The sequence below is a fragment of the Acidaminobacter sp. QWL-03 genome (genome assembly GCF_058683855.1).
Map to the genome: position 1 here is coordinate 2160333 of NZ_CM178752.1, position 12842 is coordinate 2173174.

Annotated in this window: 13 protein-coding genes and 1 riboswitch; of the genes, 3 read left to right on the forward strand and 10 right to left on the reverse strand. The window is 48.3% G+C overall.

What is annotated here, in order from left to right; translation table 11 throughout:
* Positions 1-27 precede the first annotated feature (27 nt).
* The 5 genes from AC4PHM_RS10010 to AC4PHM_RS10030 form a co-directional block, all read right to left on the reverse strand.
* Positions 28-759 (reverse strand): TIGR01906 family membrane protein, encoded by a 732-nt coding sequence (locus AC4PHM_RS10010; protein ID WP_492017672.1) that lies wholly within the window; start codon positions 757-759, stop codon positions 28-30.
* Entirely contained in the window at positions 756-1223 is a 468-nt protein-coding gene (locus AC4PHM_RS10015; RefSeq protein ID WP_492017673.1) for a peroxiredoxin, read from the reverse strand. The genes AC4PHM_RS10010 and AC4PHM_RS10015 overlap by 4 nt, the downstream gene beginning before the upstream one ends.
* Positions 1224-1304: 81 nt before the next feature.
* The gene (locus AC4PHM_RS10020) at positions 1305-2522 is read right to left on the reverse strand and encodes a 6-phosphofructokinase (protein ID WP_492017674.1); all 1218 of its coding nucleotides are present in this window, start codon (positions 2520-2522) and stop codon (positions 1305-1307) included.
* 101 nt (positions 2523-2623) lie between these two features.
* Positions 2624-4201, reverse strand: a complete 1578-nt coding sequence (locus tag AC4PHM_RS10025; protein WP_492017675.1) for a carboxypeptidase M32 — start codon at positions 4199-4201, stop codon at positions 2624-2626.
* 4 nt (positions 4202-4205) lie between these two features.
* On the reverse strand, positions 4206-5234 hold the full coding sequence (locus AC4PHM_RS10030) for an alpha-hydroxy-acid oxidizing protein (RefSeq protein ID WP_492017676.1): 1029 nt from the start codon (positions 5232-5234) through the stop codon (positions 4206-4208).
* Positions 5235-5477: 243 nt separating this feature from the next.
* On the opposite strand from AC4PHM_RS10030, the gene AC4PHM_RS10035 reads away from it, so the two are divergent.
* A complete protein-coding gene (locus AC4PHM_RS10035) occupies positions 5478-5975 on the forward strand; it encodes an SEC-C metal-binding domain-containing protein (protein WP_492017677.1) in 498 nt (165 codons plus the stop codon).
* A 66-nt stretch (positions 5976-6041) separates the two neighbouring features.
* Here AC4PHM_RS10035 and AC4PHM_RS10040 read toward each other — a convergent pair whose 3' ends face one another.
* The 4 genes from AC4PHM_RS10040 to AC4PHM_RS10055 form a co-directional block, all read right to left on the reverse strand.
* The gene (locus AC4PHM_RS10040; protein ID WP_492017678.1) at positions 6042-7145 is read right to left on the reverse strand and encodes a mechanosensitive ion channel family protein; all 1104 of its coding nucleotides are present in this window, start codon (positions 7143-7145) and stop codon (positions 6042-6044) included.
* Between the two features lie 2 nt (positions 7146-7147).
* Entirely contained in the window at positions 7148-8116 is a 969-nt protein-coding gene (locus AC4PHM_RS10045) for a 3'-5' exoribonuclease YhaM family protein (protein WP_492017679.1), read from the reverse strand.
* Positions 8117-8184: 68 nt separating this feature from the next.
* The gene (locus AC4PHM_RS10050) at positions 8185-8925 is read right to left on the reverse strand and encodes a peptidylprolyl isomerase (RefSeq protein ID WP_492017680.1); all 741 of its coding nucleotides are present in this window, start codon (positions 8923-8925) and stop codon (positions 8185-8187) included.
* A gap of 39 nt (positions 8926-8964) precedes the next feature.
* A complete protein-coding gene (locus AC4PHM_RS10055; RefSeq protein ID WP_492017681.1) occupies positions 8965-9495 on the reverse strand; it encodes a TDE2712 family protein in 531 nt (176 codons plus the stop codon).
* A 193-nt stretch (positions 9496-9688) separates the two neighbouring features.
* Positions 9689-9850, forward strand: a riboswitch (Lysine riboswitch).
* Between the two features lie 94 nt (positions 9851-9944).
* Between AC4PHM_RS10055 and lysA the strand changes: the two genes are divergently transcribed.
* The gene (gene lysA, locus AC4PHM_RS10060; RefSeq protein ID WP_492017682.1) at positions 9945-11240 is read left to right on the forward strand and encodes a diaminopimelate decarboxylase; all 1296 of its coding nucleotides are present in this window, start codon (positions 9945-9947) and stop codon (positions 11238-11240) included.
* Between the two features lie 17 nt (positions 11241-11257).
* On the forward strand, positions 11258-12463 hold the full coding sequence (locus AC4PHM_RS10065) for an aspartate kinase (RefSeq protein ID WP_492017683.1): 1206 nt from the start codon (positions 11258-11260) through the stop codon (positions 12461-12463).
* Positions 12464-12564: 101 nt separating this feature from the next.
* Here the strand turns inward: AC4PHM_RS10065 and AC4PHM_RS10070 are convergent, their stop codons facing one another.
* Positions 12565-12831, reverse strand: a complete 267-nt coding sequence (locus AC4PHM_RS10070; RefSeq protein WP_492017684.1) for a YciI family protein — start codon at positions 12829-12831, stop codon at positions 12565-12567.
* Positions 12832-12842: the final 11 nt, after the last annotated feature.

Here is a 12842-nt window from a genome sequence, read left to right on the forward strand (position 1 = left end):
ATCTTCCTCCCGTTTTGCTACGCTCGCTTAAAACGCCCTGCGCTTCAAGCGCCTTAAAAAAATGGTGCCGATGGTCGCCATTACAACATTCAAACCAATATAAAGTCCGAAGATCCGAATGGCAATATCCACAAAAAATTGTTCTTGAAGAATCACAATCAGCAAATCCGTTTTGGGATTGAGAAGCCACAAATCATTGTCAAAAAAGAGTTCATGAAACAACGTAAAGTATTTCGTGAAATCAATGGTGATCAACAGCAATAAAAATCCGGCTGCTGCTATACCCAGCAGACCGGCGCCAATCATACCCCGGTAAAGCAGGCCGCGGTCCCTGCTGAGCTGCAGGGCGACAAAGGCAGCCAGGGCAAAAGCCGAAATGGCGATCATTTTGATTCTGTCATTCAGCTGAAAGAGCACCAAAACATCCACCATATGGGTCTGCTCCCGCTCATTGAAGAGCTGGACCTGCTTCCCGTTTCTTTCAACTTCAAATTGAAACTCAGGTTCCTGCCCTTTGAGATAACCTATGATCATGTCCGAGACGCCGCCCAGTTCTTCCGCCGTCAAACCGGTAAGTTCGGTTGTGCCGAGTTTTTCAAACTCCTGGTCATAGTAGCTGCGACTCATGGAAAAAACATCAATGCTCAGGCTCAAGATAAATAAATTTGCTGCGACGGCCATAATCAGAACGAGAAGCCATTTTGCCGCACTTGGTAATTTAACTGCAGGAACCTGCTGTGGTACCGATGCTATTTTCATTGAGTTTTCATTGCCTCCAATACTTGTTCAGCGTGTCCCGCCGCTTTCACGCCTCTGAAGACATGGATCAGTTTTCCGGATTCGTCAAAGACGAACGTGGATCGTTCGACGCCCACGACGTCCTTGCCGTACATCTTTTTCGCCTTCATGACATCAAAATAGTTGTGAGCGGTCTGATCAGGGTCGCTTAGAAGTATAAAATTCAAGTCCTGCTTTTCTATAAATTTTAGGTGAGATTTGACGGAGTCCCTGCTGATCCCCACAACCTCTGCATTCAAAGCCTCAAAAGCTTCTTTCAGTGCCCGAAACTCGAGCGCTTCCTGCGTTCAGCCAGAGGTGCTGTCTTTGGGATAGAAAAAGAGCACCAGTTTTTTCCCTTTGGCTGCATAGTCAGACAGTCTGACGGCTTCGCCGCCACTGCCTTCAAGCACTAGTTCAGGCACCGCTGCACCGATCTCGATCATAAAATTGCCTCCTTCATATGGATGACGCCAGACACACCGTGAATGAAACGGGCGTCTGACGTCATCTTGCCGTGATCCGTTTTATTTGTTGAGCACTTTGTCAACTCTTGGTGCCCTGAGACGGTGTGCTTGCTCAAAGCCTGAGCCAATCAAAGGTCTCAGATAATATTTAAAATCGTCAGTGACGTGGTTGCCGGCGAGGTTGATGTAAGCATCCGGCATCAGACGGGTCTTGGCTGCTACGGTTTCAAGCGGTACCAATTTGTAGTCCACAGAGTAGAACCCCGTTCTCTCAATGGCGATTGAACCGTCGACGCGGTTCCAGATCGCAAATTGAGCAGCTTTCTCGCCGACTTCGCGCGCTTCTCTCTGGTCGACATCTGAAACGCAGCCCAAGAAGGACCTTTGCAGGTAACCAAAGGTATCTGCCCTGACGCGGCTGATATTCAGGCGTGTTTTGATAAGATCCGCCAGGTAATCGCCCAAGACGCCGGATCCGGAGAGCTGAACATTGCCATGAGCGTCGAACTCCTGCTTCATGCCGGAATGCTGGCTGATCGGTTTGCCGTTTGCGTCCACAACCCCTTCCGAGATCGCGATAATGCAGCGGCCATACTTATCATAAGTCTCCTTGACGTCTTTCAGGAAGTTATCAATGTCAAAGGTGCGTTCCGGCAAATAGATGAGGTGTGGACCATCATCCGGATATTTCTGCGCCAGAGAGGCTGCAGCTGTCAGGAAGCCTGCTGACCGGCCCATGACAACGCCTATGTAGACACCGCCCATGGCGCGGTTATCCAGGTTGACCCCTGAAAAGGCGCTGGCGACATAGCGGGCAGCTGATCCATAGCCAGGCGTGTGGTCGTTCATCATCAGATCGTTGTCGATTGTTTTTGGAATGTGAATTGCCCGGAATTCATAATTGGCAATTTCTGCGTATTGATTGACAATCCGGACTGTATCGCTTGAATCATTGCCGCCAATGTAGAAGAAATAGCGGATGTCATGAGCTTTCATAGTTTCAAACATTTCACGGCAGAATTTTTCGTCAGGCTTGATGCGCGTTGACAAAAGCGCTGAGGAAGGTGTCTTGGCGACCTGCTCCAGGTTATGTGTTGTCTCCTGTGTCAGATCGAGAAAATTCTCGTTGACGATCCCTTCCACACCATGCTCCGCACCGTAAACCTTCGTGACCTGGCTAAATTTTCTGCTTTCAAGAACAGCGCCTACCAAGGATTGGTTGATGACAGCCGTAGGGCCGCCGCCTTGAGCGACTAAGACTTTGCCTCTTAATTCCATAAATGATCGCCTCCTAAAATGACATTTGAAATATTGATACCCGAAAAGCCATTAGATTGACATTCTCAGGAAAACTTTATTGCTGCGTTTCAGCGGCACTTTTATCCTAGATCATAGCGTTCCTTATATTTCGTTTTCAGATCCTGGATGTAGTATTGGGGATTAAAAGTTGTCCCGGTAGCTGCCTCTATGAGCTGCTCCGGCTTTAACCGCTTGCCGTGGCTATGCACATGAAGTGTCAGCCACTCCAAAATATCGCCAAAGTCCAAAGATCTCAGCGCCCGTTCCACATCGACCTCCTGCTTCATGAAATGCAGAAGCTGCGACGCGTAGGCATTTCCCAAGGCGTAGGATGGAAAATAGCCTATAAGACCGGCTGCCCAATGGACATCCTGAAGCACCCCTTCTCCGTGATGGGCAGGCTCCACACCAAGGTAGTCTCTCATCAAGCGATTCCAAGCCTCCGGCAGATCCTCAACTTCCAGCGTCCCTTCGAAAATGGCTTTCTCAAGTTCATAGCGCACCATGATATGCAGCGAATACGTCAACTCATCCGCTTCAATCCTAATCAATGTCGATTCGACACGATTGATTGCTTCTATAAACGTGTCCAGCGGTATGTCATCCAGCACCGGGCTGAATTCTGCCTGCATGTCACCATATAGTTTTGTCCAAAAAAATTTGTTTCTGCCAAAAGCATTTTCAAACATTCTCGACTGAGACTCATGGACCGCCGAGGACGCGCCTCCGTCCAAACCTGTATTGGCAAGCACCCTGTCAAAATTTTGCTCATAGATGCCATGCCCGCCTTCGTGAAGGACGCTGAAAATGGAGGAAACGAACTCATGCTCATAGTAATGGGTGGTCATTCGAACATCATCAATAGACATAGCATTTGTAAACGGATGCTCACTTTCTTTCAGAAAACCGCGGTTCAGGTCAAAACCTATGACCGCCAGCAATCGTTTGGAAAATGCCTCCTGTTTCTTCTTTGGAATCGCCCTCGAAAGAAAGTCATAGCTCTGAGGATTTTCGGAAATTTTCTCCCTGATTTCGCTGAGCAGCGGTACTATTTCCGCGCGAAGCTCGCCAAAAAAGCGGTCCAGTTTTTTGACCGTCATTCCCGGTTCAAACATTTCGATCCAGGCATCATAAGGATGTTGATCATACCCTATGTAATCCGAGAATTTCCTCGCGGTATCAAAAATGATTTTGTAGTGGGACTTAAATCCCTTAAAATCACCTGTCCGTTTCGCCTCTTCCCATTCCACTTCTGATTTCGAAAGGAAAGTCATGAACTCGGTGTAGTCATCTTTAGGAATTTTTTCGATTCGCTTGAGTTCAATCAGCCATTCCCTGGCTATGTCGCCTTCAAGGGTTCCTGTCTCCCGAGAAAATGCTTCCAGCAGCGCCCTGAATTCCGGGGCCGTGAGGTAGCGGTAATGTTCCCGTGTCAAGACACCATACCCTTTGCTCCTGAAGCCCACACCTGCGATTGGTGCGCCACTCACCGTCTGATCCCAATTAATGGTGTTCATGGCCAGCCGGTAGGCAGACAAAATTTCAAGAAACTCAAACAGTTTCTCCTGACTGGTCCGGCGTTCTTCAGTTGAGCACCAGAGCTCTTGGACGGTCAGGCTGTCGGTTCTATGATCAGTGCAGCACCCAGGTCTGTCCATCCGATCAGCGCTCCAGTCTCACACAAACCTTATCCCGCGTGATTTCGCCGATGGTCCCGGCACCCGTCATCAGCATAGCCTCAGTCAATTCTGCCTTAAGTTTATTTAAATATAGTCCGACACCCTCTTCAGCCCCGCCATAAATGGCGTAGGCGAACGGCCTGCCGATCAAGACGCCCTGCGCACCTAAAGCAATGGCTTTGAAAACATCCAATCCTGTACGGAATCCCCCGTCGACCAGGATCGTCATTTTTCCGCCGACTGCCTTTACAATATCCGGCAGCACTTCAATAGTCGACGGCGTCTCATCCAACACACGCCCGCCGTGATTGGAGACAATAATGCCGCTGGCGCCGGCTTCGAGCGCTTTCTTTGCGCCTTCAACTGTCATGATCCCTTTCAGGATAAAGGGTACTTTGATCTGCGCAATAATTTTTGAAAGAGTTTCGACCGACATAGGTGCCACCGGTTTGCCCTGAGCTGCCAAAATAGCAAGGCCGGCAGCATCGATATCCATAGCTACAGCGAGCGCGCCCGAGGCTTCGGCCATCTTCGCCTTGTTGAGGACCTCTGCATAACTCCAAGGCTTGATTGTGGGAATGCCCCAGCCTTCGAGTTCGTAGATGGCTTCAATGGTCCCCTGAAACACTTCATCCTTTACGCCGTCTCCCGTGAATGCCACTGTTCCAGCAGAGTGACAGCCCCTCAGCAAGGCGCTGGAATAGGACAGATCGTCATACAGGTCACTGTAGTGAAGGCCAACTGCGCCAATAGGCGCCGCATAAACCGGCAGTTCCACCGTCTTTCCAAAAAGCGTCGTCTGGGTGGATACCGTTTTGGGTTCATAGATGGTATCCATTTGCAGCCGAACTTTTTTTAAGTCCTGGTAACTTCTGATGAATCCAAGTCCTGAGCCTTTCCCTCCCGGCCCAGGGATCATGCCCCTGCATGCGATGCCGTTGCATTCGGGACAAACTTTGCAATAAGGACCAATATTCTGCTTTGCATTGTTCAACACTTCCTGATAATTCATTACTCAGTCACTCCTTAGGTTAGACTCTCAAGAGGAACGATGCCCTTGTTCTAATCAATAAAAGTATACCAAATTCTACGACAGGAAGACATAGGAGGATAATATTGGCTCCACCTCATCTCCTACATTTTCACGTTGCTTCTGTTCTAAGATGTAAAGGTATGATATAATGTCAAGCGGTTAAGCTCGAAAGACAGACGCCATCTGGCGAAATTAAGCAAGACATTGAAGGGAGTTTTAAGCTTGAAATTATACGAAGCATGGGAAGCACTCGCCGCACAAGAACGCAGCGAAAAGGAGCATCAGTCCTTCTGGCAGGGGTACCTCCTCAAGGAGCAGCACAACTACGAAAAAATGCTGGGTGAAAAGAATACCAAGCTCACAGGCACTATTTCAGAACTCGCAGAAGCATATGACATGGATGCTGTTACTTTTGCCGGCTTCCTGGACGGGATCAATACGAGTCTCATCGAGGCAGTGACTTTGGAAGACCTGGAAGAAACCACTGCTATTGATGCAGAAGTGGATTTTGAAAAACTCTATTTCAATATGCTCGACGCAAAGGCAGAATGGCTCTATAACTTGCCTGCCTGGGAAGACATCTTTTCTGAAGAGAAGCGCAAGGAGATCAAAAAAGAGTTCAACAAGTCGAAGACCGTGGTCAAAGATGCCAAAATTGGCAGGAATGATCCATGCCCATGCGGCAGCGGCAAGAAATACAAAAAGTGCTGCGGCGCCTAGGTATTAGAAAGAAAAAGGGACCAAGTCATTAGCGGAAAAGCCGTTAATGACTTGGTCCCTTTATGTTTACTTAGCCTCAACCATCTCCATATAGACACTGAGACTCGGAAATGCCGGCGATGTGCCGACTTCTTTCATGATCTTCATAACATTCAGCTGAATCCTCTCCCTGATTTCAAAGAAGAGGGCCAGATCATTGGTGTTGATGAAGCAGTTCACTAAAACATCCAGGCTGCTGGCGCCAAATTGATCGAAGCGAACGATCTGGCCATCCGGCAATACCATGTCCTCAGTGTCAAAATAGCTGAGGATTTTATCTCTGAGGTTTTCAAGATCCTCAGGCCCTGCATCGTAAGTCACACCCAAAGTAAACCGGAGGCGTCGAATTCCCCTGCGTGTGAAGTTTGAGATTGGATTGTTGGCCATAATGGAATTGGGCACCACGACAACCTCTTTCGTCGCCGTTCTGATTCTCGTACTTCGAAAAGACAATTCCTCAACTTCACCTTCTACGCCGCTGCAGGAGATCCATTCCCCAATGTCATATGGCCGGTCCATAATCAGCGTCATTCCCGCGATCATGTTGCCCAGTGTATCTTTGGCCGCCATGGCAAAGGCAAGGCCCGCTATGCCCAGTCCGGCGATAAAGCCGTTGACGTCAAAGAACTCACTTGCTGCCATGCCAATGGCAAGTACCATGATCAGCGTTCGAATCACTTTGACCGTCAGCTGCTTCACGAGCACGGTCGATCCAAGATTCAAACGATCGTCCAACTTGAAGAGCACGCTCGAGTACACCCTGTCCAGATTGTAGAAGCCCGTCGCCATAGTTAATATCACGACCACGCGCATAAGCTTGTCCACGAATCCGGAAGCCGCTGCCAGCGGGAGATACTGGATCATCAAATACTTGTAAGCCAGGTAGAGGCCTAAAAAAGCAAACAGATACTTTAACGGTTTTTCAAATGCTTTTACAATCGACTCATAAACTTCGCTATTCATTTTTTTCGCCACAACGCGTAAAATTTTGAACAGCAGTTTCTCAAGGAGCCTGTGACCTGCCACAAAAACGAAGACAATACCCGCAGCGATCAGCGCGTTCCACCCTATTGAGGATAGATCCGTACCCATGCCAAACGCGGCAGATAAAGCAGCTGCGACTTCAATCATGCTTACTCTTCCTCCCCTACTGCATAAGATGGCTTATAGACTCTCCTGTAATCAATGGATTGAACCCCATCGCTGAAAGTCCCCGGCGCAATGCCGTCGATTGCCTTAGCCATGTCATACATGCGCGCATCGATCATATCCAGATAATGGAGCAGCTCCCCTTCGGGAATACTCGGCTTTTTAGGGCTTCCATACTCCGGCTCGTAGTGGTGGGTCAGAATTAAATGCTGAAGCAGCAGTGAAATCTCACGCTCCAAACCAATTTCCTCAGCGACAGCATCTATTTTCTTGATGCCCATGATAATGTGTCCCAGCACTTGACCTTCAAAGGAATAGGCACTGACAATCCCGAGCTCATCCGCTTCCATTTCGTTGATCTTCTCAATGTCATGCAGAATTACGCCAGCATACAGAAGATCCTTATCCAGATTTCCATAGATCCCGCTTAGAACTTTAGCGCTTCTAAGCATTCTTAGCACATGATACAGCAGTCCCGAACGAATGGAATGATGATGTTTCTTTGCGGCAGGATAAATTTCAAACTTGTCCGCATACAGCCCTATAATTCGCTCCACCAGTTCGCGCAGCTTCTCTTTTTCAATTTCAGCTATATAGCCCCTAAGCTCCAGCATCATGGACGCACTGGATTCAGGCGCGCTCTGGACGAGCATTTCTACCTTAACTTCATCAGCCGGCTCGCTGAGCCGCATCTTGGTCACTTTCATCTGAAGAGAATTCTGCCAGCTCGTTACGGTGCCACGAATTTTGACGACATCCCCGACCTTGAACATTCCGACCAAATCATCCGGCAAGTCCCAGTACTTAGAGTTGATTTCTCCCGAGTTGTCAGAAATTGTAAAATCAAGATATTTTTTATTGTTGGTCGACGTCTTCAGATTCAGGCTCCTAATTAGGAAAAATCCCTGGACTTCTTCACCGGCCTCGAAGTTTCTAATCGTTTTTTCTCCCATTACTGTCCTCCCGGATCATTAAACAAACGTTTGGAACCCCTGTGGTCGACAGGGGTTCCGCAAGTGGTCTATTTTCGCTCTATAGGATAAGATGCCTTGAGCGCGTTCACATGATTCATGTAAACACTGGACTGCTTTCTCATGACCAATTCACGGTGAAGGTCATCTCTGACCTCTTCAAGTGACATTCTGCCCACTTCGTCACGCTCTGTCACTTCGATCAAATGGTATCCAAATTGAGTTTGAACCGGCGAACTCAGTTCACCAATGGCAAGCGTAAATGCAGCGTCTTCGAACTCAGGCACCATTTGACCCTTGCCAAACTTGCCAAGGTCCCCGCCTTGTTCTTTGGAAGGACACATGGAGTGCGCTTTTGCCGCCTCTGCAAAATCTTGTCCGTTCTTAATGGATGCTGCAATTTCCTCAGCTGATTCAAGTGACGGAACGAGGATATGTCTCGCGCGAACGCCGCCCTCAGTCTCAAATGCCTTTGGATTCTCATTGTAAAATGCTTGAAGCTCCTCTTCGCTCACTTCAACGGCATCCAGGAGATTCCGAATGGCGAAGCGCTTTAAAAGGTTGACTTTTTCGCGCTCGACGTCTTCCAGAAACGCCGGTGACTGGTCAAGCTTTTGATTCAAAGCTTCTGCATAGAACAGCTCCTGGTGAATCAATTCGTCCACTAGGCGTGCTTCACCTTCAGGTCCTTGAAAATTTGCGGCCTGCGGTCCAATTTGCATTTTGAGATCTTCTACGTCCTGACGCGTGATTTCACGTCCGGCTACGATGGCGAGTACTTCATTTTGCATGATGAATCTCCTTCTATGTAAATGAATTTGTCGTGTCGACTACTTTTGGAGCATTTCCTTTAACTTGGCGAACAGGAATTCCTTGAGGGGCGCGCCCTCAATTTCAGGGCCATTTCCGTCAATCACGCCTGCAATTTTGAAAAAGTTGACATAGAGATGATTCCCAGCTTTATACGCCGTATCAATGTGACCCGGAAGAAAGACCACATCTAACTGCTCAATATTCTCTTCGGTTTCCAGAGCCGGAATTAAATAATCCAGATTCAGCGTTTTCACAGATGCCGTCATAGCCTCCATTACGCCAGGATCTTCCATCATCCACATTTGGTTGTTCCAGAAGCGGCCTTCTGCTTTGGTTTCCGGTTTGAAAATCTCTCGGTTGGAAATGGCGCTGAGAACCTTTCTGGCGCTCTCTTCTGTAAAATCACTGCCATACAGGGGCTTCATCAGCGGACTGGAAACCGTTGCAATAATGAAGGGCTCACCAACTTTTTGTTTTTCACTGGTCGCTTTCCAATAATAGATCATGCTCTCTATCATTTCAAGATTGATTTTAATAGACTGAATCACTCAGATCACTCCTCGATTTTATTATCTGATGACTATTATATCCATTTTTTTATAAGATGTGAACGTTAAAAGCAAAGATTAGACAAAGTTTGTGAAAATCACAACCAAAATTTGCAATATTTTTGGCAATCTCCTTTACAAGAGATGAACTAACATTGTATAATTATGAAAATTTGAATCGATTAAACAGATAGTGCGTGCCAGAGGCCGCGGTGAACAAGAGTACGGAAAACGCCATTGAACGCGGATCCGGAAAGGGAACACTGCCGAAGCGTCCTTGCTGGGGTCATGCTGAATAAGCATGGCACTGTCTGTCGGAAGCAACCCGGCTTCCGGCAGGCGAGCTGACACGCGCGGGGTAAAAGTATCGTCATGCGCATAATTCGCAGCCGAGTCTTTTACTCTGGCTGTTTTTTTTGTACCCTGAACTATATATGAGGAGGACCATCATGAGACTACTGGGGACCATGCGCATCAACGACATGGACAATCTGGAAATTGGCGGCTGTGATGCCGTCATTCTGGCTAAAAAGTACGGTACACCGCTCTATGTGTTTGATACCGCACTGATTCGCAGCAACTGCGAGACTTATCTGAAAACCTTTAAATCCTCAAAGACAGAAACTGAGGTCATTTACGCCTCCAAGGCATTTCTGACTCTGGCTATGTGTCGCCTGATCAAAGAAGCAGGCCTCTCCCTGGATGTCGTGTCCGGGGGCGAGCTCTTCACAGCCATGAAAGCTGAATTTCCGCCGGAAAGACTCTACTTTCATGGAAATGGCAAAACCGTCGAGGAATTGATCACCGCCCTTCAATACAACGTGGGCACAATTGTCGTCGACAACGAATTTGAAATTGAAATGCTTCAATATCTCTGCGCAGAACTGGACAAGCGTGTCAAGGTCCTCCTCAGAGTCAATCCCGGGATTGAGGCACATACCCATGCCTATATCCAAACGGCAAATAACGACTCAAAATTTGGCGTTTCCATATTTTCTGAGAACATTTACGATCTCATCCGCGCCATTCATGAAAGCTATTATCTCGACCTTCGCGGCTTCCACTACCACATTGGATCACAAATCCTGGATCATACCAGCTTTGTCAAGGCAATCGAGTCCATGGTTGGATTTATCGACAAGGTCCGCACTGACAGCGGTTACGAGACCAAAGAGCTCAACATGGGCGGCGGCTTTGGCGTCTACTACTCTGAGCACGACAACGATCTTGATCTTCAGCAGACACTGACCGCTATGGTGGAAGCTGTTGAGACGGAGTGCAAATCCCGGCGGTTCCCTATTCCGAAGCTGCTGATCGAGCCCGGCCGCAGCATTGTCGCCAACGCCGGAACAACGCTTTATAAAGTCACAGCGACCAAGGAAACCTACGGCGGCAGAAAATTTGTCTTTGTTGATGGCGGCATGACTGACAACCCACGAACCGCTCTATACGACGCGGTCTATGAAGCATCCCTGGCCAACCGTATGAAAGACGAGCCGGACACGACTTTTACAATTGGAGGCAAATGCTGCGAATCCGGCGACATATTGATCAAATCCATCCAGCTGCCTTATCCAAAGCAGAACGATATCCTTGCGGTTGCTTCTACGGGCGCCTATAATTACAGCATGGCCAGCAATTATAACCGGATCAGAAAGCCGGCAGTCGTCTTCGTCGAAAACGGAAAGTCCAAGGTTGTCGTCAAGCGCGAAACCTACGAGGACATACTCAGAAATGACCTATGATAAGGAGTGTCGACCAAATGAATCCTTATGTATTGAAATATGGCGGTACCTCCGTCGAAACAATAGACCAGATCAAGGCAGTTGCGAAGCGTCTTGCTGAAAGAAAAAAACTGGGACAGGATCTCGTTGTCGTTTTGTCAGCCATGGGACAAACCACGGATCAGCTCTTGGAAATGGCTTCATCCATCAGCGAAACCCCAGACCGAAGAGAAGTGGATCTGCTCCTCGCCACCGGTGAACAGGTGTCGGTCGCTCTCCTCAGTATTGCCCTAAAATCGCTGGGGGTCAGCTCAGTAGGCCTAACCGGCCGTCAGGCAGGTATTTTCACGGATGACGTGCACACCAAAGCCCGCATTTCCCGCATAGAAACCGACCGGATCCGCCAGCACCTTGACGCAGGCGAGATCGTCGTCGTTGCTGGCTTCCAGGGTGTCAACGAGAATGGCGACATCACTACCCTCGGACGCGGAGGTTCGGATACAAGCGCGGTTTCACTTGCTGCGGCCCTCGGCTGCACTTGTGAACTCTTTACAGACGTCGACGGCATTTATACCGTTGACCCGCGAATTTTGCCGGAAGCCAGAAAGCTTCAAAGTATTTCTTATGAGGAAATGCTGGAGATGGCCAGCCGAGGCGCGAAAGTCATAGAGACGCGCGCTGTTGAATTCGCCCACAAATACAAAGTGCCTGTCATTGTCGGCCTAAGCACCGGTGACTATCCCGGCACACTGATAAAGGAGTTGGATGAATCCATGGAAAAACGCGTGGTAACGGGAATCTCAGTGGATGAGGACTGTCTCATGGTCACAGTCAATACAGTCCCTTTCGAGTCTAAAAATATCGCCAAAATCTTTGCCGCAATCTCCGGTGAGAACATAATGGTCGACATGATCAGCCAGACGGCACCTTACAACAGCTTTGTCAATTTGACTTTTACATCTAAGATTCAGGACAGGTTCCAAATCAAAGGGATTTTGGAAAAACTGAAACTTGAATTCCCAACGATCGACTATGTCATTGACGATTCCGTGATCAAACTCTCAGTCGTCGGCATAGGCATGGTCAGCCAGGCCGGCGTCGCCTCCGCCCTCTTCAGCCTCTTCGCAGAGAACGACATTGACTTCTATCAGGTCACGACTTCAGAGATCAGTATATCCTATACCTTGAACGCCTATGACCGCGACAAAGCGGTTCAGATGATCGCATCAGCTTTTGATTTGTAGTAGCATCCAAGAAACAGAAGAAGGTGTCAGACACCAATTTCCCCGGAAATTAGTGTCTGACACCTTCTTTTTGTTTTACAAAAAAACTCGCCACCCTTTGCTTAAACTTCCAACGATGACTTCCATTCCTTGATTTCAACCGTTCTTGATCCGTGAAGACAGACCGGATCCTGCATGACATAGCCCGACGCCGCTTCAAAATCAGATGCTTTGTAAATAATCAAGCCGCCGCTGTGATCCGTGAATGGTCCCTTCGCGACAATGACGCCATCATCCATCAATTTGTAAATGTAGTCGAGATGTGCCTGTCTAATTTCTTCATCCAGCGCAGTATTCACCGTTTTGAAATATGCAGAGTAAAGAATCATAAGCCGCCTCC

Coding starts and splice junctions, on each gene's coding strand:
- AC4PHM_RS10010 (WP_492017672.1), bottom strand. CDS start 759: ATGAAAATAGCATCGGTACCACAGCAGGTTCCTGCAGTTAAATTACCA.
- lysA (WP_492017682.1), top strand. CDS start 9,945: ATGAGACTACTGGGGACCATGCGCATCAACGACATGGACAATCTGGAA.
- AC4PHM_RS10070 (WP_492017684.1), bottom strand. CDS start 12,831: ATGATTCTTTACTCTGCATATTTCAAAACGGTGAATACTGCGCTGGAT.
- AC4PHM_RS10065 (WP_492017683.1), top strand. CDS start 11,258: ATGAATCCTTATGTATTGAAATATGGCGGTACCTCCGTCGAAACAATA.
- AC4PHM_RS10030 (WP_492017676.1), bottom strand. CDS start 5,234: ATGAATTATCAGGAAGTGTTGAACAATGCAAAGCAGAATATTGGTCCT.
- AC4PHM_RS10045 (WP_492017679.1), bottom strand. CDS start 8,116: ATGGGAGAAAAAACGATTAGAAACTTCGAGGCCGGTGAAGAAGTCCAG.
- AC4PHM_RS10050 (WP_492017680.1), bottom strand. CDS start 8,925: ATGCAAAATGAAGTACTCGCCATCGTAGCCGGACGTGAAATCACGCGT.
- AC4PHM_RS10020 (WP_492017674.1), bottom strand. CDS start 2,522: ATGGAATTAAGAGGCAAAGTCTTAGTCGCTCAAGGCGGCGGCCCTACG.
- AC4PHM_RS10025 (WP_492017675.1), bottom strand. CDS start 4,201: ATGGACAGACCTGGGTGCTGCACTGATCATAGAACCGACAGCCTGACC.
- AC4PHM_RS10040 (WP_492017678.1), bottom strand. CDS start 7,145: ATGATTGAAGTCGCAGCTGCTTTATCTGCCGCGTTTGGCATGGGTACG.